19 protein-coding genes and 2 tRNA genes are annotated in these 20,031 nt (G+C 67.2%); 19 read left to right on the top strand and 2 right to left on the bottom strand.

Annotation, left to right across the window (positions count from 1 at the left end; genetic code table 11):
- The first annotated feature begins 216 nt into the window (after positions 1-216).
- The 13 genes from VXJ25_RS03410 (at position 217) to VXJ25_RS03350 (ending at position 11,581) form a co-directional block, all read left to right on the top strand.
- Positions 217-307, top strand: a tRNA-Ser gene (locus VXJ25_RS03410).
- Positions 308-357: 50 nt separating this feature from the next.
- A tRNA-Ser gene (locus tag VXJ25_RS03405) sits at positions 358-447 on the top strand.
- A gap of 189 nt (positions 448-636) precedes the next feature.
- A complete protein-coding gene (locus VXJ25_RS03400) occupies positions 637-1,704 on the top strand; it encodes a DUF4013 domain-containing protein (RefSeq protein ID WP_330957812.1) in 1,068 nt (355 codons plus the stop codon).
- A 400-nt stretch (positions 1,705-2,104) separates the two neighbouring features.
- Complete coding sequence (gene rpsF / locus VXJ25_RS03395) at positions 2,105-2,398, top strand: 30S ribosomal protein S6 (RefSeq protein WP_330957811.1); 294 nt, start codon at positions 2,105-2,107, stop codon at positions 2,396-2,398.
- Between the two features lie 48 nt (positions 2,399-2,446).
- Complete coding sequence (gene ssb / locus VXJ25_RS03390) at positions 2,447-2,953, top strand: single-stranded DNA-binding protein (protein WP_330957810.1); 507 nt, start codon at positions 2,447-2,449, stop codon at positions 2,951-2,953.
- 42 nt (positions 2,954-2,995) lie between these two features.
- Positions 2,996-3,274 (top strand): 30S ribosomal protein S18, encoded by a 279-nt coding sequence (rpsR, locus tag VXJ25_RS03385; RefSeq protein WP_330957809.1) that lies wholly within the window; start codon positions 2,996-2,998, stop codon positions 3,272-3,274.
- Positions 3,275-3,347: 73 nt separating this feature from the next.
- Positions 3,348-4,358 (top strand): DUF2232 domain-containing protein, encoded by a 1,011-nt coding sequence (locus tag VXJ25_RS03380; RefSeq protein ID WP_330957808.1) that lies wholly within the window; start codon positions 3,348-3,350, stop codon positions 4,356-4,358.
- Between the two features lie 42 nt (positions 4,359-4,400).
- Positions 4,401-4,925: a 50S ribosomal protein L9 gene (gene rplI / locus VXJ25_RS03375; RefSeq protein ID WP_330957807.1), complete on the top strand. Its 525-nt coding sequence runs from the start codon at positions 4,401-4,403 to the stop codon at positions 4,923-4,925.
- 362 nt (positions 4,926-5,287) lie between these two features.
- A complete protein-coding gene (dnaB, locus tag VXJ25_RS03370; RefSeq protein WP_330957816.1) occupies positions 5,288-6,619 on the top strand; it encodes a replicative DNA helicase in 1,332 nt (443 codons plus the stop codon).
- A gap of 104 nt (positions 6,620-6,723) precedes the next feature.
- A complete protein-coding gene (locus tag VXJ25_RS03365; protein WP_330957806.1) occupies positions 6,724-8,004 on the top strand; it encodes an adenylosuccinate synthase in 1,281 nt (426 codons plus the stop codon).
- Positions 8,005-8,073: 69 nt separating this feature from the next.
- Positions 8,074-9,375 carry a phosphoribosylamine--glycine ligase gene (gene purD / locus VXJ25_RS03360; protein ID WP_407941904.1) on the top strand — a complete coding sequence of 434 codons (1,302 nt, stop codon included), beginning with the start codon at positions 8,074-8,076 and terminating at the stop codon, positions 9,373-9,375.
- A gap of 139 nt (positions 9,376-9,514) precedes the next feature.
- Positions 9,515-10,384: an NUDIX hydrolase gene (locus tag VXJ25_RS03355; RefSeq protein WP_330957804.1), complete on the top strand. Its 870-nt coding sequence runs from the start codon at positions 9,515-9,517 to the stop codon at positions 10,382-10,384.
- Positions 10,385-10,558: 174 nt separating this feature from the next.
- A complete protein-coding gene (locus tag VXJ25_RS03350; protein WP_330957803.1) occupies positions 10,559-11,581 on the top strand; it encodes a hypothetical protein in 1,023 nt (340 codons plus the stop codon).
- Positions 11,582-11,665: 84 nt separating this feature from the next.
- Here the strand turns inward: VXJ25_RS03350 and VXJ25_RS03345 are convergent, their stop codons facing one another.
- Positions 11,666-12,553: a PfkB family carbohydrate kinase gene (locus VXJ25_RS03345; protein ID WP_330957802.1), complete on the bottom strand. Its 888-nt coding sequence runs from the start codon at positions 12,551-12,553 to the stop codon at positions 11,666-11,668.
- 273 nt (positions 12,554-12,826) lie between these two features.
- Here VXJ25_RS03345 and purE point away from each other — a divergent pair, with 273 nt between their 5' ends.
- From purE to VXJ25_RS03315, 6 genes are all read left to right on the top strand, one after another.
- Entirely contained in the window at positions 12,827-13,288 is a 462-nt protein-coding gene (purE, locus tag VXJ25_RS03340) for a 5-(carboxyamino)imidazole ribonucleotide mutase (RefSeq protein ID WP_330957801.1), read from the top strand.
- A gap of 75 nt (positions 13,289-13,363) precedes the next feature.
- Positions 13,364-14,212, top strand: a complete 849-nt coding sequence (locus VXJ25_RS03335) for a class B sortase (protein WP_330957800.1) — start codon at positions 13,364-13,366, stop codon at positions 14,210-14,212.
- A gap of 56 nt (positions 14,213-14,268) precedes the next feature.
- A complete protein-coding gene (gene purF, locus VXJ25_RS03330) occupies positions 14,269-15,798 on the top strand; it encodes an amidophosphoribosyltransferase (protein ID WP_330957799.1) in 1,530 nt (509 codons plus the stop codon).
- Positions 15,798-16,856 (top strand): phosphoribosylformylglycinamidine cyclo-ligase, encoded by a 1,059-nt coding sequence (purM, locus tag VXJ25_RS03325; protein WP_330957798.1) that lies wholly within the window; start codon positions 15,798-15,800, stop codon positions 16,854-16,856. Before purF ends, purM begins: the two co-directional genes overlap by 1 nt.
- Positions 16,853-17,476, top strand: coding sequence for a phosphoribosylglycinamide formyltransferase (gene purN, locus VXJ25_RS03320; RefSeq protein WP_330957797.1), 624 nt, complete (start codon positions 16,853-16,855; stop codon positions 17,474-17,476). Before purM ends, purN begins: the two co-directional genes overlap by 4 nt.
- Positions 17,477-17,542: 66 nt before the next feature.
- Positions 17,543-18,514, top strand: a complete 972-nt coding sequence (locus VXJ25_RS03315) for a lactate/malate family dehydrogenase (RefSeq protein ID WP_330957796.1) — start codon at positions 17,543-17,545, stop codon at positions 18,512-18,514.
- A 16-nt stretch (positions 18,515-18,530) separates the two neighbouring features.
- On the opposite strand, the gene rlmD is transcribed toward VXJ25_RS03315, so the two are convergent.
- Complete coding sequence (gene rlmD, locus VXJ25_RS03310) at positions 18,531-19,757, bottom strand: 23S rRNA (uracil(1939)-C(5))-methyltransferase RlmD (RefSeq protein WP_330957795.1); 1,227 nt, start codon at positions 19,755-19,757, stop codon at positions 18,531-18,533.
- Positions 19,758-20,031: the final 274 nt, after the last annotated feature.

The following is a 20,031-nucleotide window of genomic DNA, read 5'->3' as shown; positions in this document are numbered from 1 at the left end:
GCCCAGGGCCCTCCGGAAGGCCGAATTGCACGCCTTGCCGCAACGCTTCCGCCGCATTCTGCAGGACTTGATGCAAACGTTGCGCTTCGGAATGCAGTGTTGCGCTTACAAATTCAATCCACCCATGCTCGCTATCGGTCGAGGGATCTCGAAACTCGGTAAAATTCTCGTCGAGAAGCGACTGGACTCGTGTATACTATCCCTCGCGGTATTTACGGAGAGTTGTCCGAGTGGCCGAAGGAGCACGATTGGAAATCGTGTATACGCCTAAAGCGTATCCTGGGTTCAAATCCCAGACTCTCCGCCAGTAAATCCACGCGGCGCCCCGTCCCAGATGGGGCGCCGCGTCACCCTTACGGAGGGGTGGCAGAGTGGTTGAATGCGGCGGTCTCGAAAACCGTTTAGCACTTCGGTGCTACGAGGGTTCGAATCCCTCCTCCTCCGCCATTTGCCTTTGAGCCGGCTCATTACGAGCCGGCTTTTTTGTCTCGGGTCTTTTGCGCCACCTCGTCCCGGTAGCTCCGGTCGCGTCCGGGGCGTCCTGCTCATCCCGCTCACAAGGTAATCTGGCCGGAGTCGGCTACCATAGATGAAGTAACTGGCTCATTGAGAGACGTCTCACAGAGAGGAAGGCCGATGTCAGACAGAACCGATGGATTCTCGCCGACGAAGTACCTCTCCCGATCTTGGGCGCTACTTACGAAGGACAAGGGCTGGGTCAAGCCCGTCCTGGTCCTTGCGATCGCGAAGCTCGTGCCGATTGCCGGCCCGCTTGGCGTGTGCGGGTACGAGCAGGAGTGGGCGCGCCTCACGGCCTGGGGCATCGACTCGGCACCGAAGCAGAAGGACGTGAAGGTGGGCGCGTGCATTGCCAGCGGCTGGCGCGCCTTCCTTGTCGCCCTGGGTTGGTCCGCCGCCTACGTGGCCCTTACCTGGCTGCTCTCCGCCGCGTCTGAGGGGTCGGAGGCCGCGGCCGCGCTCGTGGGCGTCCTCTCGCTCGTCCTCGGTTTCGCGCTGGAGCTGTGGCTCATGGTATCGATGCTGAGGGCGACGATCTACCAGAGGGCGGGCGCTGGCTACAAGGCGAGCAGGATCTGGGAGATGGTGCGGCATGACCCCAACGGGCTTCTCCGCATCCTCGGCATCGAGCTCCTGGGAGGTCTGATCGTCGCTGCCGTCGGGATGGTGTTCTTCCTCGTGGTCATCATGATGTCTGCATCGAGCATCATGAGGATCGCCTTCCTCACCAACGACCTGTACGGGTATGGCTACGGCATGGGGTCGGCATACCTCGAGACCTACATCCTCGACCAGGTTGTCTCCATGCTCGTCGGCACGGCGCCCGTCGTGCTTATCGGGTGGTACGTCGGGGCCGTCGTGGACGAGGTCATGACCCTGCTGGCGACCACCGCGACCGGCCTCTGGTTCCGGCAGTTCGACGTTCCTCGCTGGGGGACGAGCGACGACCCCCTGCCTTCGGGGGTCATGGACAGGACCGACAAGGACGACCAACCGACGGCCTGCTCCCCTGCTCCCCTGCCCCCTGTCGATTCCGCGCCCACCGAAGGCGAGCGGGCCACGGAGACGGATGCCGAGCAGGGAGCCTCGCCCACCGTGCCGGTCGAGCCACCGGCCGAGCCGCGGGACTTCACGTCTGCCGATGACGCAACGGACGTCCATGACGAGCCCTCCGCCTCCGAGTAGCTCGACCTCCGCACCGGTCGGAAGAGACGAGAACAGACATTGACGTGGGGGGTGGTGCGCCAGGTGCGCGGCACCCCCCCCACTATCTGACTCGACAACCCCCGCGGCACCTGAGCGCCGCAAGTCCGAACCTAAGAAAGCTGACTCCGTGCAAGCTACGCGGAAACGACCGAGCTTGTCGCCCCTGCTGGTGCGCTTGCTGCCAGGGTGCCGCAAGCGGCGGGCGAGGGCGGCTTCGCACGTCGCGGTAGGCTCTGTGTGGGGATGCGAGGGAGAAGGTGGAGGAACTGCGAGTTTGCGGGAGTCGACGGGAGGTGTGGTAGGATTGCACACCGTACCTTTCCTGCTCCGGGTGCAAACCTTCACGTCCCGGAGCCATTAGCCCAGAGGAGGTGACAGTATGAAGGCTTATGAACTGCTGTATTTCGTCGACCCTGCTGCAACCGAGGAGGTTCGCGCTGGCGTTTCCAAGCGCATCGAGGTTGCGGTGACCACCGACGGTGGCGTGATCGACAGCGTCGAGGACTGGGGCAAGCGCAAGCTCGCCTACGAGATCGACGGCCTCACCGAGGGTGACTACATCCTCATCAACTTCCACGCAGATCCCACCCAGATCGCGGAGCTCGACCGAGTCCTGCGCATCAACGACGCTGTGAAGCGTCACATGATCGTCCGTCGTGACGACAAGGAGTAAGCGTGGCGGGCGGGCATGCGTGCCCGCGAACGAGAGGCAGTGGTGGCTGTGAGCATCAACAGGGTAAACATCTCAGGTAACCTCACCCGCGATCCGGAGCTGCGTGCGACGGGCAGCGGCACTCAGGTCCTGACCTTCGGCGTCGCCGTGAACGACCGTCGTCGTAACCCGCAGACCAATGAGTGGGAGGACGTTCCCAACTTCGTGGACTGCGTCGTGTTCGGTGCTCGAGCGGAGGCTCTCAGCCGCTTCCTGAGCAAGGGCTCGAAGGTTGCCATCGAGGGCAAGCTTCGCTACAGCTCTTGGGAGCGCGACGGTCAGCGCAGGAGCAAGCTCGAGGTCGTCGTCGACGAGGTCGAGTTCCTCTCCCCGCGCAACCAGCAGCGGGGAGGTGCGGCGCCCCAGGACTACCAGGGCGCTCCCTCCTACGGCTCCCAGTCCTACGGCCAGCCGGCGTACAACGCGCCGCAGCAGGCCGCGCCCCAGGACGCCTCCCACGCCCCCGTCAGCACCCCGCCTGCGGCGGACGTGTACGACGAGGACATCCCGTTCTAATTTAGAGGCGCCTACGAGGCGCCCAGAGAAAGGCATTGTGACATGGCTCAGCGTCGACAGAAGCAAGAATTTCAGCGTCAGCCGCGCCGCAAGTACTGCCAGTTCTGCAAGGAGGAGACCGAGTACATCGACTACAAGGATGTGCAGCTTCTCCGTAAGTTCATGACCGACCGCGGCAAGATCAAGCCGCGCCGCGTCACTGGCGCTTGCACGCAGCATCAGCACGACATCGCGCTTGCGATCAAGCGTGCGCGCGTTATGGCCCTCCTGCCCTACACCGTCTCCGTGGTCTCCAGCCGCGGTGGCCGTAGCCGCGGGTAGACGGACCACAAGGCACGTGTTCCACATAGAACGTAGTGACAACGGAATACCCGAGCCCCCAAGGGGGTTCAGCGTGGAAGACAGATTGGCCGCACCCTCGAGCGAGGGCCTGAGCAAGCCGAGGAGGCGTAGGGACACCGCGTGGCTCTGGTGCGTCCTCGGCATGATGGCATCGCTGCTCGTCCCCGTCTTCGCTAGCATCCCCGCGGCCTACGGCTACGGGAGAATCGCCGGAGGAGAGGGGAGGGGCCTCTCCAGGCGGGGTCTGGGATACCTCGTCCTGGGGATTGCGGCGACCCTGGCGGCGGGCGTCGTGCTGCTCGGCGCAGAGAGCGCCCTGGACATCGTGGCGGAGCAGGTCAACATCCTGCTCGTCGTGGCGATGGTCACCTATGCGCTCTTCTCGCGCAGGCGCGCGTCCCTGCTCCTCTCTGCCACGACCGCAGCGAGCGCCGGCCTTCTCGCCCTGGTCATGGTCCTGGAGGCGAAACTTGTCGGGACGACCCCGGCAGCGCTGTTCGCCTCTGTGGTCCAGGGGGCCAACACCTCGGGGCTGACGCTCCTGCAGAGGTCGCAGATCTCGAGCATCGAGTCGTTCGTCGAGATGCTCTGGCCACAGGCCTGCCTCGTCGCGGCTCTCGTCTTCGTGGTCTGCGCCCATGCGGCGGCATACGCCGGCGTCAGGAGCGCGGGCAAGGAAGCGGGGCGCGAGGTCAAGGGCGCCGGGTGGAGCTTCTCGGAGTTCTCCCTGCCCTTCTGGACGGTCGCCTTCGTGCTTGCGAGCCTCGCCTGCCTGGCGGGTGGCACCTACCTGGCTGGCGGCAACTCGCTCCTCGTGGCCGTCGGGGCGAACTTCCTGCTCGGCATGAGGCTTGCCTACATGGTTCAGGGGTTCGCGCTCGTGAGGTGGCTCTGCGAGAAGTATGAGGTCGGATACCTCCTGCGTGCCTGTCTCATCCTGCTCGGGTTGTACCTGGAGTCTTCGTTCTATGTGATGTGCGTGGTGGGCCTGGTGGACGCCCTGGCGGATTTCAGGCAGCTTGGCCATGGAATCAGCCGGGGAGGAAGCGAGTCCCGGAGTTAGTTTCGAACGTCGGCCAAGGCCGACATATCAAAGGAGTGTCCCATGAAAGTCATCCTTCTGGGTGAGCTCAGGGGCAAGGGCGGCGAGGGCGACGTCGTGGACGTCGCCCAGGGGTATGCGGAGAACTACCTCATCCCCAACAAGATCGCTCAGCTTGCCACCCCTGGTAACCTGAAGCAGCTTGAGCAGCGCAGGTACAGCATTGCCAAGCGCGAGGAGAAGCGCATCGCCGACGCGAACGCGATCAAGGAGGCCATTGACGGCAAGCTCGTCAAGGTCGACGCCAAGATCGGCGACGAGGGCCAGCTCTTCGGCTCCGTCACCTCGACCATGATCGCCGCCGCCATCAAGGACGAGCTCGGCGTCGAGGTCGACCGCAAGCGCATCGAGCGCGTCGCCGCGATCAAGACCGCCGGCCGCCACGAGGTTGGCGTCAACCTCTACCGCGACATCACGGCGAACGTGACCGTCCTCGTGGGCGACGAGCCCAAGGTCGAGGAGGAGGCGGCAGAGGCCGCCGAGCCCGAGGCCGCCGAGGCTGAGACCGAGGCCGCGCCCGAGGAGTAGCGCCCGGGGCGTCCTGCAGGCGAGATGCCTACAAGAGTCGCTGGTAAAGGGCGCTTCGAACACGCGTTGTGACTCACAGGCCTCCCGTCCTCGTCCCTGCGGCGGGGAAGGGAGGCCTTTTCTCTACGACAAATATAGGCCGATTACCGGCGCAAACTGCCGGTTTGACCATATCGGCCTGCGGTGCGTACGAGCGGCTGCTATCTGCGGATGCGCTTGGTGTAGGCTTTAGGCGTGGCTTGCCCAATGCGCGACCGCGGGGACGAGCGCCGCCCGTATGACGGGCACTGTAACAAGGAGACCTCTTGCCAGAGAACCTCGACATCAACCCGACGCGCGCCACACTGCCCGGTGACGCGGTGATGCCCCAGGACGCCGCGGCGGAGAAGTCAGTCCTCTCTGCGATGCTCATCTCGACGGACGCCCTCCAGGACTGCCTCGTCGAGCTCTCCCCGGACGACTTCTACATCCCCTCGAACCGCAAGATCTTCGAGGCGATGTCCGACCTCTTTACCAAGAGCATGCCGGTGGACCCGGTGAGCCTGGCGGACTATCTCAGGTCCACGGGCGAGCTTGAGCGCGTCGGCGGCATGCCCTACCTGCTCGACCTCGGCAACAACACGTTCGCCCTCGCGAGCTGGCGCCACCACGCCGAGATTCTGCGCCGCGACGCCACGCTGAGGCAGATGATCGCCGCCTCCGCACAGATCAGCGCCCTCGCCTTCGACGCCCCGGAGGACACAAAGGAGGTCGTGGACCAGGCCGAGCGCATGATCCTCTCGGTCACAGACCGAGACATCCGGAGCAACTACTCCACGCTCGAGGAGGTCATGGAGCAGCTCTACAACGACCTCGGCGAGATGGCCGCAAGCGGTGACACCACGTTCGGCGTCCAGACGGGCTACCCCGGCATCGACTCGCGCCTGCTCGGTCTCCGCGGTGGCCAGATGATCGTCATCGGCGCCCGCCCGGGCGTCGGCAAGACGTCGTTCGCGCTCAACCTCTGCGTCAATGCGGCCGCAGGAGGGGCCTCCGTGGCCTTCTTCTCGCTCGAGATGAGCAAGATGGAGATCGCGCAACGCCTGCTCTCGGCGCAAGCCCGCATCGGCCTCATGGACATTCGCTCGGCAAACATCCGCGACAACCAGTGGCCGCAGATTCTCGAGGCGACCAAGGACCTCTCGCAGCTCGAGATCATGATCGACGACACGCCCGGCACCACCGTGACGGAGATCCGCGCCAAGGCGCGCAGGATGCTTCACGGCAAGGAGAAGGGCATCGTGATCATCGACTACCTGCAGCTCCTCTCGCCCCCCGCCGGTCGTCACCGCGCCGACAGCCGTGCCACCGAGGTCTCGGAGATGTCGCGCGGCATCAAGATCATGGCGAAGGACCTCGACGTCCCCGTCGTGGCGCTCTCCCAGCTCAACCGTCAGGTCACGGACCGCAAGGGCCAGCGCCCCCAGCTCTCGGACCTGCGCGAGTCCGGCTCGATCGAGCAGGACGCCGACATCGTCATCCTCCTTGACCGCTCGATGACCGACGAGGAGGCGGAGCGCGAGGACAGGCCCGACAAGGACGTGACGGACTTCATCATCGCCAAGAACCGCTCGGGTCCCCTCGACATCGTCCCGCTCATGTTCCTGCCCGGGTCCACCAAGTTCGTGGAGGTCGACACCCACCACGAGGCGTAGGGACGGAGGTTTCAAGCGGGAAATACGCATGGGATATACTGGGAGCTGCCGCTCGCTCGAGCGGCCCGGCGACGCACGTACACACTGTCTTGAGAGGAAACGCGATGCCTGCAGATGTTCTCGTTGGTACCCAGTGGGGCGACGAAGGGAAGGGTAAGGTCACCGACCTCATCTCCGGTGACTACGACGTGGTCTGCCGCTACGCCGGAGGCGCCAACGCCGGCCACACCGTGGTGGCGGGTGGCCACAAGCTCGCGCTCCACCAGGTTCCCTCCGGCGTCATGTACCCCGACACCTACCCGGTGATCGGCAACGGCTGCATCGTCGACCCCGAGGTCCTTCTCGGTGAGATCGACACCCTCGAGGCGCAGGGCATCAGCTGCGACGACCTCAAGATCTCCGGTAACGCCCACATCGTGATGCCGTACCACAAGGACCTCGACGGGACGCACGAGAAGAAGCTCGGCAAGAACCTCATCGGCACGACCAAGCGCGGCGTCGGGCCCACCTACATGGACAAGATGAACCGCACGGGCCTGCGCGTGCAGGACATGCTCGACGAGCACATCTTCCGCGAGAAGCTCGAGGCGGCCCTCGCGTACACCAACCCCATCCTCTCCAAGGTCTACGACCTGCCCACCTATACGGTCGACCAGATCTGCGAGACCTACCTCCCCTACGCCGAGCGTATCCGCCCCTACATCGTCGAGAGCTCCCTGTTCCTGAACGAGCAGCTCGAGAGCGGCAGGAGCATCCTGTTCGAGGGCGCCCAGGCGACGATGCTCGACATCGACTTCGGCACCTACCCCTTCGTGACCAGCTCCAACTGCACCGCCGGCGGAGCCGTGACCGGTTCGGGCGTCGGCCCCACCAACATCAACCGCGTGCTCGGCATCGCCAAGGCCTACCTCACGCGCGTCGGCTCCGGCCCCTTCCCGACCGAGCTCTATGACGAGGTGGGCGACAAGCTCGGCGAGGTCGGCCACGAGTACGGCGTCACGACGGGGCGCAAGCGCCGCTGCGGCTGGTACGACGCGGTGGTCGTCAACTATGCAGCCCGCGTGAACGGCCTCACGGACCTCGCGATCACCAAGCTCGACGTCCTCGGCTGCCTGGACGAGATCAAGGTCTGCGTCGCCTACGAGTGCGACGGCAAGCGCTACACGACCGTCCCGGAGCACCAGAGCGTCTTCTACCACGCGAAGCCCGTCTACGAGACGCTCCCCGGCTGGAAGTGCGACATCTCCGGCGTGCGCAACTTCTACCAGCTGCCGCGCGAGGCCAAGGACTACATCGACTTCCTCGAGCAGCTTGCGGGCGTGCGGGTGAGCATCATCACCGTCGGCCCGGACCGCGAGCAGACGATCGACCGCTACTGGCACTAGGCTAGAACGAGACTGAGAGCAGGGGCTCCGGGTACGCCCGGGGCCCCTTGACAAAGACAGATGGAGGGCATGATGGCTGGTAAGAACAAGGTCGATATCCTGCTTCTCGGCGCCGGCGGTCGCGAGCACGCCATCCTGGCGAAGCTCGCGCAGTCGCAGCGCGCGGGGAGGCTCTTCGTCGCCCCCGGCAACGGAGGCATGCTCAAGATGGCGCAGCGTGCTGACGTCGACCCCAACTCCCCCGACGCCGTGGCCGACTGGGCCGAGAAGAACGGCATCGACCTCGTGGTCATCGGTCCCGAGGTGCCCCTCGTCGCCGGCGTCGCCGACGCAGTCCGCGCCAAGGGCATCGCGGCCTTCGGCCCCAACGGCGACGCCGCCCGGATGGAGGGCTCCAAGGAGTTCGCGAAGGGCGTCATGATGCGCGCCGGCGTGCCCACGGCCGCCTACCGTACCTTCACCGAGAAGGAGCCCTGCGTCGAGTACGTCCGCCAGCTCGGCGGTCCCTGCGTCGTGAAGGCCGACGGCCTCGCCGCCGGTAAGGGCGTCATAGTCGCACAGACGACCGAGGAGGCGCTCGAGGGCGTCGAGGAGTGCTTCGGTGGCAGGTTCGGTGCGGCCGGAAGCACCGTCGTGGTCGAGGAGATGCTTGAGGGGCCCGAGTGCAGCCTGCTCGCCCTCACGGACGGCAAGACGCTGGTGCCCCTCGCCACGAGCCAGGATCACAAGCGCGCCTACGACGGTGACAAGGGACCCAATACCGGCGGCATGGGCGTCTACAGCCCCGTCCCCATCCTGCTGGACGGCGAGCTTGAGACCATGGTGGAGATCGAGCGCAAGGTGGTCGCCGAGCTCGCAAAGGAGGGTATCAAGTACACCGGCTGCCTCTACGGCGGCTTCATGCTCACCAAGGATGGCCCCAAGGTCCTCGAGTTCAACGCCCGCTTCGGAGACCCCGAGACCCAGGTCGTGCTGCCGCGCATGAAGGGAGACCTCGTCGAGTGCTTCCTCGCGTGCGACGACGGCACCCTGAGCGAGGACATGATCGGCTGGGACGACGACTGGGCCGTCTCGGTCGTCCTCGCGTCCGCGGGCTACCCCGGGCCCTACGAGAAGGGCAAGAAGATCTACGGCATCGACGAGGCTGACGCGCTGCCCGGCATCTCCGTCTACCACGCAGGCACGCGCCTCGCGGAGAACGGCGACGTCCTCACGGACGGCGGGCGAGTCCTGGACGTGACGGCAGTGGCGCCCACTTTCGAGGAGGCGCGCAACAACGCCTACGCCGCGTGCGACAAGATCTGGTTCGAGGGCAAGAGCTACCGCCACGACATCGGCATCAAGGCCATCAAGGGCCGCGCCAACCTCTAGGAGCGTGTCCGCCGCGTCGTCTCGCAAGCGTGCTGCAATCGCAGCACGCCTGCTCTCAGTGGACGAACGCGGCTTGCATGCTGCGATTGCAGCATCATAATCCAGCTTACGTACTACGAACGCACGGCGCCTCGGCGCCGTGCTTCTGGTTGGGAGGAAGACCGTGTCAAAAAAGCCGAGCGAGAAGGACGGGTCCTTGGAGAGCCAGGACGCGCACGAGGCTGCGGAGGAATGCGAGGCCGTGCGCGCACCCGGGGCAGACGAGTCCCACGGCGACTTGGGGCTGCCTACCATGGGCGACCTCGTCCGTGCGGCGGACAGCATCGGGGAGGCCGCCGACGCCTACACCTTCGACGGCGACCGCTCCTCCCACACCCACGAGTCGGGCGCCCCGCGCCGCCGCGCGCTCGTGCTGGGGGACGACGACCCGCGCGACGGAGAGCTAGCCGAGAGCATCGAGAGCGAGGACGTCGTCTGGCAGGGCAAGATCTTCGACGTCGACCGCCTGCGGACCCGCCTGCCCGACGACCGTCCTGCGATACGCGACGTGGTGAGGCACCCGGGGGCGGTCGCCGTCGTCGCCCTCACCGACGACGGGCGCATCTGCCTGGTCAGGCAGTACCGCTGCGCCCTCGACCGCGTGACCGTCGAGATCCCGGCGGGGAAGCTCGCACCGGGGGAGGACCCCCTCGCCTGCGCCTCCCGCGAGCTCCTCGAGGAGACGGGAATGGTGGCGGGCAAGATGGCCTACCTCACCACGATCGCCCCGAGCGTCGGCTTCTCCGACGAGCTCATCCACATCTACATGGCGACGGGCCTGAGCTTCGAGAGGAGCGCGCCCGACGCGGACGAGTTCATCAACGTCGACCTGGTGGAGGTTCCCGAGCTCATCGACGCCGTGCTGGACGGCAAGATCGAGGACGCAAAGACCGTCGTCGGTGCCCTCGTCTGCGACGCGGTGGTCAGCCGGCTCTCGCCGGACCCGGCGGCCGAGCCGCACGCGATGTAGCTTTGGGTCATGCGCCGACCCTCGCGCGACGTGCGCGTCGTTAACGTATACTGAACGTGATTCTGTGTTGGTGCCCGCGGAGCTTCTCCGGAAGATCGCGTCCTCACAGCCCGCGAGCCAGGCCTCGGCCGACGCTCGTCGCCCTATACGCTACCTGCATTGGGATGAGACTTCATGTCTAGGAAGAACAAGCGGGAGATAGCCAGAGTCCAGACCAACTCGCTCACGGCCGACGAGGCCGAGGAGCTCTTCAGCAAGGTAGACGAGACGGGCCACACCAACGTCGAGACGGCCCAGCGCCAGCGCCGCCACCGTCACCTGACGGGCACCGGCGTCGACATCGACCCGCTCTCCGCGGACGACCCCTCCGGCTCCAACGTCGGCAAGACCATCGCGAAGGCCGCCGCCATCTTCGTGGTCGGCTTCTTCGTGCTGATCGTGGGCACGCAGCTCGTCTTCGGGTACGTGCGGAGGTCCAACACCGCAAACCTCTCCACCAACGTGAACGTCCGCACGGTCGCCAGCGCGCTGCGCGGCGGCGTCGAGTGGGGCAACGGCTTCACGCAGTTCCCCGAGGACTTCAGCGTCCAGGAGGCGGACGAGAACGCCGGCCGCGTCGAGGTCACGGTCATCGACACCACCTCCGAGACGGTGCTCGAGGCGCTCGCGGGCTCGCAGGTGCAGGCCGCGGCCTTCTCCACCAACGCCCTGCTCAACCAGAACATCAACACGGTCACCTACCACGTGCAGGTCTACCTGGACGCCCAGGGCAAGATCGCCACGAGCTCGTTCTTCGGCTTCGTGAAGCCGTCCGGCAACCTCACGTCGCTTATGACGTTCGTCTGGACCAAGACCTACACGGAGGACGGCGGCGTGCGCTTCAACTGCACCATCACCGGCATCGACGAGAACATGCAGGACGTCCTGCGCGAGCAGATCACAAACCGCTTTACCCCGACCTCGATCCTCGGCTTCGGCGACGAGACGGGGACCAACCCCACGGAGACGGTGGAGCAGCAGAAGGCCGAGGCCCAGGCCGCGAAGGACGCAGCCCAGGCCGAGAAGGACGCGGCGGCAGCGGCCGCTACCGGCGATGCCGCGACCGGCTCATCTACGGACTCCGCCAAGGACGCGACCTCGGACGGCTCCCCTGCGACCGCGTCGAAGGATTCGGCAGGGACCGCCTCCGGCCAGTAGGGGAGGCAGCCCGCTCAGGCGCCTCACTCCTGGCCGGGAAGCCGCGCCGGACGCCGTCCGGGTCGTCCGGCGCGGACCTCGCGCCTATGCGAGCAGGGCTGCGACCTCGCCGAGCTTGCTCTCGAAGCTGACGCCGCGCACTTCGTAGTCGGGCTGGGCGGGCGTGATGCCCATGGCGTCGTAGACGAACCTGCCCGCGAAGGAGACGGCCTCGTGCAGGTCGCGGCCGGCCATGATGGCGGCGAGCAGAGCGCTGGCGTAGAGGTCGCCCGTGCCGTGCAGCATGAAGGGTCTCATCTCGCCTGCGACCTCCTCGAACTCGACGTCGCGGCCCGCGAGGTAGTTGCGGATCATGCCATCGCCGCGCGCGACGCCCTTGACCACGACGTTCTTCGCGCCCATCTCGAGCAGGGCGTCCATGAGACGGTGGACGTACTCGTCGCTCACGTCCTGGCCCTCGTAGTCGATGCCGGTGAGGATGTGGGCCTCCGTGAGGTTGGGTGTCAGCACGTCGGCGCCCTCCACCAGACCCTTCGTCGCCTCGCACATCTCGTCGGTGTAGGTGGGGTACTTCTCGCCGCCGTCGCCCATGACGGGGTCGACGATGCGCAGCGCGCCTGGGTACTCCTCGTACATGCGGCGAATCACGCCGACCTGCTCGGCGCTGCCGAGGAAGCCGGAGTAGATGGCGTCGAGCTGGATGCCCTCCTCCTGCCAGGCGTCGAGGTAGTCGTTGAGCATGCCCGTGGTGTCGTGCATGTAGAACTTGGGGAAGCGCGTGTGCGCCGAGAAGAGCGAGGTGGGAACGGGGCAGACGTCGCAGCCGGCCGCGGAGAGGACCGGAATCGCCACCCCCAGGGAGCACTTGCCGTAGCCGCACAGGTCGTGCACCGCGGCCACGCGCGGCTCGACCTCGCCCTTGCGCTCGAACAGCCTGAGCTCGCTCGCGGCGAGCTTCCTTGCATTGCCCATAGGTTTTCCTTTCACGTGGACTGCTGGACCTACGCTGTCGCTGAGTATAGGAAGGCACCCCTGCGAGGGGGATGCTGCGGTGCCAGTCTCGACAGATGTTAACAGTCGGTTCTCTCCGGCGCCCCGTCCGGCGCCTCCCCGGCCGTCCGTAGGATGATTTTGCACGTATACTAAGGACCGTCGCCGGGGCGCCCCAGGGGCGCCCGCACCGCGCGAGGCGCAGGCGTCGCTGCACGCGGACCACGGACCAAGGCCATAGACTCGGAGGTCGCAATGGCAGACAAGCCGCTCGTCGGTATCATCATGGGTTCCAAGTCGGACATGCCCGCCATGGAGGGGTGCACCAAGCAGCTCGAGGAGTTCGGCGTGCCGTACGAGCTCGTCGTCGCGTCTGCGCACCGCGCCCCCGCGAAGGTGCACGAGTGGGCCTCCACCGCAGCCGACCGCGGCATCAAGGTGATCATCGCCGCCGCCGGCAAGGCCGCCCACCTCGGCGGCGTCGTGGCCGCCTACACGCCGCTCCCCATCGTCGGCGTCCCCATGAAGACGAGCGACCTGGGCGGCATGGACTCGCTTCTCTCGATGGTGCAGATGCCCTCGGGCGTCCCCGTCGCCTGCGTCGCCATCGGCGGTGCGAAGAACGCGGCCATTTACGCAACGCAGATCCTAGGTGCGACCGACCCCACGTGGCGCGAGGTCATCGTCAAGTTCAAGCAGGAGATGGCCGAGGCCTAGGCGGGCGGGGTTCTCGCCGCTCGGGATGCCGAGGGCCTGAGGGCGGCGCCCTCAGGCCCTCGGACAAGGAGTCACATGCCCAAGGGTGCCCACTACAAGCAGGACGCCGGCGCCGAGGCCGGACAGGGTGCAAGCCAGGACGGAAGGCGGAAGCATCGCGCCTCGCGCGTCATCGCCAACCTGCTGCTCCTCGCAGGCGTCGCCCTCCTCGTCGCCGCGGGGGTCATCTGGTTCCAGAACGATCAGCGCTACCAGCAGAACGAGGAGAACAACGCCAAGCTGGCGGTCTACGCCAAGCTCCCCGAGGGCGCAGGCGGCCCCCCGGAGGTCGACTGGGCGGCGCTGAAGGCCGTGAACCCCGACGTCGTCGGCTGGGTCTACATTCCCAACACCGTGGTCAACTACCCCGTCTACCAGGGTTCGGACAACGAGTACTACCTCGACCACAGCGCCTATGGGGGCTTCTCCTACGGCGGGCAGATCTTCATGGACCACCTCAACACGGCGCCGGGCATGGTGGACGAGCAGACCATCATCTACGGCCATCACCAGCGCAACGGCTCCATGTTCAAGACCGTAGCGGACATGGCTAACCAGGCCACCTTCGACGGTGTCGACACGGTCTGGTACTGCACGGAGCAGGAGAACTTCGAGCTCGAGCCGCTCATGCTCTACAAGACGGTCGGGACCGACGAGACTGTCCGGCAGTTCGCCTTCCCGACCACGGACGACTTCCACTCCTACCTCACCGGCAAGCTGAGCTCCGCGAGTGCCGCCCGCGCTGACGCGGCAGGCCTCATCGCCTCGACCGAGCACGTGATGACGCTCTCCACCTGCCAGTACGACGAGGAGGACGGCAGGTCGATTCTCGTGTGCGTCCCGAAGTCCGAGGTCTCAGGTCCCGGCCCGGGCGTAAGCTCATAGCCAGCCCCGGACCAGCGGGGCCACCCGATCAGAAAACGAACGCTTGGAGGACGAGCTTGAGAGACGAGCGAGACGGTTTGGACTTCGACGTGGTCACCGACGACGCCGAGACCATCCACGAGGAGTGCGGCGTCTTCGGCATCTGGGCACCGGGGCGCGACGTCGCGCGCCTGACCTACTTCGGGCTGCGCGCCCTCCAGCATCGTGGCCAGGACTCCGCGGGCATCGCGGTCGGAGACGGCCAGACGGTTCTCGTCCGCAAGGACCTGGGCCTCTGCGGCCAGATCTTCTCCGACGCGGACCTCGCCGCCATGCCCGGCAAGGTGGCGGTGGGGCACGTGCGCTACGGCACCTCGGGCGCACGCAGCTGGGAGGCGGCGCAGCCGCACCTCTCGACCATCGGCGACGTGATCATCGCCCTGGCGCACAACGGCACCCTCGTCAACTCGGACAAGCTGCGCCTCGAGCTCATCCGCCTGGGCGTGCCATTCCTCTCCGACACGGACTCCGAGGTGGCGGCCAAGCTCATCGGCTACTTCACGGAGCAGACCAGCCACATCCGCGAGGGCATCCGCAACGCCATGGAGATGATCGAGGGCGGCTACGCGATGGCCCTCGTCCGCGAGAACGCGCTCTACGCCTTCCGCGACCCGCACGGCATCCGCCCGCTCGTCCTCGGCAAGCTCGACGACGACTCCTGGGTCGTCGCGTCTGAGACCTGCGCCCTCGACATCATCGGCGCCAAGTTCCAGCGCCAGGTCCGCCCCGGCGAGGTCATCCGCATCTCCGACGACGGCGTGGTCTCCGAGCAGGCCGTCGAGCCCAGGGCCTGCGCCACCTGCATCTTCGAGCACGTGTACTTCGCGCGACCCGACTCCGTCGTGAACGGCCGCTCCGTGTACTCGATGCGCTACGAGATGGGCCGCCAGCTCGCCCGCGAGGCTCCGGCCGACGTTGACCTCGTCATCGGCGTCCCGGACTCCGGCCTGCCCCCTGCGGAGGGCTTCGCCCACGAGCTGGGGCTTCCCTTCGGCGAGGGCCTCATCAAGAACCGCTACGTCGCCCGCACCTTCATCGCCCCCACGCAGGAGATGCGCGAGATGGGCGTCCGCATGAAGCTCAACGCCCTGCCCGACAACGTCGAGGGCAAGCGGATCGTGATGGTGGACGACTCCATCGTGCGCGGCACGACCTCCAAGCAGATCGTGCGCATGCTCAAGGAGGCCGGCGCCAAGGAGGTCCACGTCCGCATCAACTGCCCCGAGGTCAAGTGGCCCTGCTTCTACGGCATCGACACGGCGGTCCAGAGCCAGCTCATCAGCGCGCGCAAGGACCCCGAGGAGGTCTGCGACTTCATCGGGGCGGACTCCCTCGCGTTCCTCTCCCTCGAGGGCCTGCTCAGGAGCGTGCCGACCGACGGCTACTGCGACGCGTGCTACACCGGCCGCTACCCGGTCGAGATCCCCCCGGCCTTCTCCGCAGGCAAGTTCCTCGACGGCTACGAGCCCCAGAACCTCTCGAGGGCCTCGAGGGCCTCGCGGATGCAGATCGAAGACGTACTCACCAGCAACGAGGAGGACGAATAATGGCAGGACACATCACGTACGCCGACGCCGGCGTGGACGTCGACGAGGGCGCCCGCGCGGTAGACGCCATCAAGGAGGCGGTCAAGGCCACCAACAGGCCGGAGGTCATCGGCGGCCTCGGCGGCTTCGGCTCCTGCTTCTCCATGAGGGGCTTCAAGGACATGGAGGACCCCGTCCTCGTCTCCGGCACGGACGGCGTCGGCACCAAGCTCGCGATCGCCCAGCTGCTCGACCGCCACGAGACCGTCGGTCAGGACCTGGTCGCCATGTGCGTGGACGACGTGGTGCCCATCGGCGCTGAGCCGCTCTTCTTCCTCGACTACATCGCGATCGGCAAGCTCCGTGCCGAGCACGTGGCGAAGATCGTCTCCGGCATCGCCGAGGGCTGCCGCCTGAGTGGCTGCGCCCTCGTCGGCGGCGAGATGGCCGAGCATCCCGGCGTCATGAGGCCGGACGACTACGACCTGGCCGGCTTCGTGGTGGGCGTCGTCGACCGCCCGAAGATGATCGGTCCCGACAAGGTCAAGGCCGGAGACGTCATCCTCGGTCTGCCCTCGAGCGGCATCCACTCCAATGGCTACTCCCTCGTGCGCAAGGTCGCCATCGAGGGCAGGAGCGTCGAGGAGCTCGAGCGGCCCCTGCCCGAGCTCGGCGAGTCGGTCGCGGACGCCGTCATGCGCCCGACGACCATCTACGCCGGCAAGCTCATGTCCGCCCTGCGTGCGGGCGCCCCGATCGAGGCCATGGCCCACATCACCGGCGGCGGCATCACCGAGAACCTCAACCGCGCGCTCCCCGCGAACGTGGACGCCCTTGTCGACCGCGGCGGCGCCGGCGGCCCGGCATGGGACGTGCCCCCCATCATCACCTACTGCGCCAAGGCGGCGGAGCTCACGCCCGACGAGGCGTACAAGACCTTCAACATGGGCGTGGGCATGAGCGTCATCTGCGACGCCGCCGACGTGGCCGAGGTCACGGAGAAGCTCGAGGCGCAGGGCCTCGCTCCGTTCGTCATGGGCAGGTGCGTTGAGGGCGAGGGCAAGGTGGTCTACCGATGAGCGGCTCGCACAAGATCAAGCTCGGCGTGCTCGTCTCCGGCTCCGGCACCAACCTGCAGGCGATCATCGACCGCATCGCCGCCGGCACGCTCGACGCCACGGTCGAGCTCGTAGTCAGCTCTCGGCCGTCTGCCTTCGGGCTCAAGCGCGCCGAGGCGGCGGGCATCCAGACGCTCACCATCTCCAAGGAGCTCTACGCTGACCCGCTGACCGCCGACGAGATCATCGCCGCCGAGCTCAAGCGCCACGGCGTGGACTACGTGATCATGGCCGGCTACATGAGGATGGTCCACGCGCCCATCCTCGAGACCTTCAAGAATCGCGTCGTGAACCTGCACCCCGCGCTGCTGCCGAGCTTCAAGGGGGCGCACGCCATCCAGGACGCCTTCGACTACGGCGTCAAGGTGACGGGCGTGACGGTGCACTTCGCGGACGACAGCTACGACTGCGGCCCCATCATCGCGCAGCGCCCGCTCGCCGTGCAGGAGGGCTGGGACGTAGACGAGCTCGAGGCGCACATCCACGAGATCGAGCACGAGCTCTACCCCGACACCATCCAGCTGCTCGCCGAGGGCCGCGTGCACGTCGAGGGCCGCAAGGTCGTGATCGACCCCGCGTAGGCGAGGGTCTCGGGGCGAGGAGGGCGCCGGCGGGCATGCGCACGCCGGCGCCGCGAAGGGAGCAGCATGGCAGCACGGGTGGGCATCATCGGCGCGAGTCACGTGGGGGCCCACGTGGCCGACGCCCTTCTCCGCCAGGGACTTGTGAGCGAGCTCCTCTTGTGCGACAAGGACGTGGCGCTGTGCCGCGCCCAGGTCAACGACCTCCTCGACGCGATGGCCTTCTACCCCCACGCCGCGCGCGTCGTGGGGGTCGACGCGCGCTACGAGGAGCTGGCCGGCTGCGACGTGGTCGTGAACGCCGCCGGGCACGTGGCCGCGGCGGCCGAGTCGCGCGACGGCGAGCTCCACGTGACGACGGACGAGGTGCGCACCTTCGCCCGGCGCGTCGCCGACGCGGGCTTCGGGGGCGTCTGGGTCAGCGTCTCCAACCCCAACGACGTCGTGGCGCTCGCCATCCAGAGGCTGACCGGGACCGAGCCGGGACGCGTCATCGGCTCGGGCACCACGCTGGACAGCGCGCGCTTCAGGCACGCCCTGTCCAGCGCCACGAGACTCGACCCCCACTCGGTCAGCGCCCTCATGCTGGGCGAGCACGGCCTCGGCGAGTTCGCGCTCTGGTCGCACGTCTCCTTCGGCTCGCTCGCGCCCGCCGAGGTCGAGCGCGCCCTCGGCCTCGAGCTCGACCGCGACGCGCTCGAGGAGGAGGCCCGCCGCGGCGGCTACGTCACCATGTCGGGCAAGCGCTGCACCGAGTACTCCATCGCCAGCGGGACGGTCGAGGTCGTGAGGGCCGTCCTCAATGACACCAAGCTCCTTACCCCGGTCTCTACCTACATGGACGGCTCCGCCTACGGCGTGAGCGGCATCTACGAGTCGCTGCCGTGCGTGATCGGCGCCGGCGGGGTGGAGCGGGTCGTGGTGCCCGAGATGAGCGAGGCCGAGGTCGCCAAGTGGCACGAGAGCTCCAGGCGCATCGCCGACAACGTGCGCCAGGTGGCCTGGCTCGCCGCCCTGTGCGAGAAGATCGAGGCGTAGCGCCGGCCTCGGCGCCCTAGCGCCCGTCGCCGCGCACGAGGGTCGCGACGGTCTCGACGTGCTTGGTGTGCGGGAACAGGTCGACGGGCGCGAGCGACTCCAGGCGATAGCCGCCCTGGCGCAGCTCGTCGAGGTCGCGCCTCTGGGTCTCGGGGTTGCAGCTCACGTACACGACCCGCCTCGGCGCGAGGTCGACCACGCCCCGGAGGAACTCCGGCGTCGAGCCCGCGCGCGGCGGGTCCAGGATCACCACGTCGGGCGCCCCCGCGCCGTTGGGGGCCACGAGCGAGCGCATGTGGTGGGTGGCGTCGTCTGCGACGAACCCGCAGCGGTCCTCGAGGCCGTTGGCGCGGGCGTTCCGCTGGGCGCACGCGACGGCCCCCGGGACGGACTCGACCCCCGTGACCTCGATGCGCCTCCCCTCGCGCGCCGCGGCGGCCGCCGCGCAGATGCCGATGGTCCCGGTGCCGCAGTAGGCGTCGAGCACGCGAATGCCGTCCTCGAGGCGGGCTCCGGCGATGGCGAGCGAGTACAGGCGCTCCGTCTGGGCGGGGTTCGTCTGGTAGAAGCTCGTGGGACCTATCTCGAAGGTGCATCCCAGCAGCTTGTCGTGCATCACCCCGGGGCCGAAGAGCGTGCGGCACTGCCGGCCGAGGATGGCGTTGGTGCGCCTGGTGTTGACGTTCTGCACGATCGTGGTCAGCTCGGGATGCCGCTCGCGCATGAGGGAGACGAACTCGCGCGAGCGCGGCAGCTCCCCGTTCGTGACGACCACGAGCATCGTCTCGTCCGTGGCCCAGCCGCTGCGGACGACGGCGTGCCTGAGCGTGCCCTGTCCGCGGTCCTCCGCGTAGGGTCTGATGCCCAGCCCGTCCGCGACGCGCGCCACGTCGTTCAGGACCTGCCTTAGGCCCGCGTCCTCGACGAGGCAGCCGTCGCAGCGGACGATGCGGTGCGTGCCGGCGGCGTAGAAGCCCGCCCTCATGTGCGCGCGTCCGTGACCGTGCCGCTGGGCGCGCGAGGGGCCGGGTGCGTAGGGGCTGGCGGCCTTATGACGGAAGCCCACGGGCTCCTCCATGCCACAGACGGGCGAGAGCTCCGCCCCGTCCTCGCCCAGCACGTCCGCGAAGAGGCGCTCCATCGCCTCCTGCTTGCGCCTCAGCTGTATGGGGTAGGGGACCGCGAGCCACTCGCAGCCACCGCACTGACGCGCTATCGGGCAGGTGTAGGTCTTGTATCCCATGCCAACCAGTGTAGACGAGCGCCCGCGCCGCTGCGACCGCGCCGCTCCGTCACGGGCTCCTGTGAAGATTCTGCACAGCAAATGCGACACATCGGATGGATAAGAGACGTGGGCGGCGCAAAAGGTTTCGTTATTAGCTCCGCACGAGAGGTCGCTTAACGTCGCATTCGAAGTTAAGCGCACGGCATGTGCAATTACTCCCCGAAGAGAGTAGACTGACGGCATTTGCTGGGACAGGCGCGTCCGTCGTACAGGATACGCAGGCAGGAGACCG

This window comes from Olsenella absiana, from assembly GCF_036408855.1.
GTDB lineage: Bacteria > Actinomycetota > Coriobacteriia > Coriobacteriales > Atopobiaceae > Olsenella_K > Olsenella_K absiana.
This window is presented reverse-complemented; position numbering and strand designations above follow the sequence as displayed.

What these genes read in the sequence shown, in the direction of transcription:
- purN (WP_330957797.1), top strand. Translation starts at nt 16,853, where the DNA reads ATGAGCGGCTCGCACAAGATCAAGCTCGGCGTGCTCGTCTCCGGCTCC.
- VXJ25_RS03400 (WP_330957812.1), top strand. Translation starts at nt 637, where the DNA reads ATGTCAGACAGAACCGATGGATTCTCGCCGACGAAGTACCTCTCCCGA.
- rpsR (WP_330957809.1), top strand. Translation starts at nt 2,996, where the DNA reads ATGGCTCAGCGTCGACAGAAGCAAGAATTTCAGCGTCAGCCGCGCCGC.
- rplI (WP_330957807.1), top strand. Translation starts at nt 4,401, where the DNA reads ATGAAAGTCATCCTTCTGGGTGAGCTCAGGGGCAAGGGCGGCGAGGGC.
- VXJ25_RS03315 (WP_330957796.1), top strand. Translation starts at nt 17,543, where the DNA reads ATGGCAGCACGGGTGGGCATCATCGGCGCGAGTCACGTGGGGGCCCAC.
- rlmD (WP_330957795.1), bottom strand. Translation starts at nt 19,757, where the DNA reads ATGGGATACAAGACCTACACCTGCCCGATAGCGCGTCAGTGCGGTGGC.
- dnaB (WP_330957816.1), top strand. Translation starts at nt 5,288, where the DNA reads ATGCCCCAGGACGCCGCGGCGGAGAAGTCAGTCCTCTCTGCGATGCTC.
- rpsF (WP_330957811.1), top strand. Translation starts at nt 2,105, where the DNA reads ATGAAGGCTTATGAACTGCTGTATTTCGTCGACCCTGCTGCAACCGAG.
- VXJ25_RS03350 (WP_330957803.1), top strand. Translation starts at nt 10,559, where the DNA reads ATGTCTAGGAAGAACAAGCGGGAGATAGCCAGAGTCCAGACCAACTCG.
- VXJ25_RS03365 (WP_330957806.1), top strand. Translation starts at nt 6,724, where the DNA reads ATGCCTGCAGATGTTCTCGTTGGTACCCAGTGGGGCGACGAAGGGAAG.
- VXJ25_RS03335 (WP_330957800.1), top strand. Translation starts at nt 13,364, where the DNA reads ATGCCCAAGGGTGCCCACTACAAGCAGGACGCCGGCGCCGAGGCCGGA.
- purM (WP_330957798.1), top strand. Translation starts at nt 15,798, where the DNA reads ATGGCAGGACACATCACGTACGCCGACGCCGGCGTGGACGTCGACGAG.
- purD (WP_407941904.1), top strand. Translation starts at nt 8,074, where the DNA reads ATGATGGCTGGTAAGAACAAGGTCGATATCCTGCTTCTCGGCGCCGGC.
- purE (WP_330957801.1), top strand. Translation starts at nt 12,827, where the DNA reads ATGGCAGACAAGCCGCTCGTCGGTATCATCATGGGTTCCAAGTCGGAC.
- VXJ25_RS03345 (WP_330957802.1), bottom strand. Translation starts at nt 12,553, where the DNA reads ATGGGCAATGCAAGGAAGCTCGCCGCGAGCGAGCTCAGGCTGTTCGAG.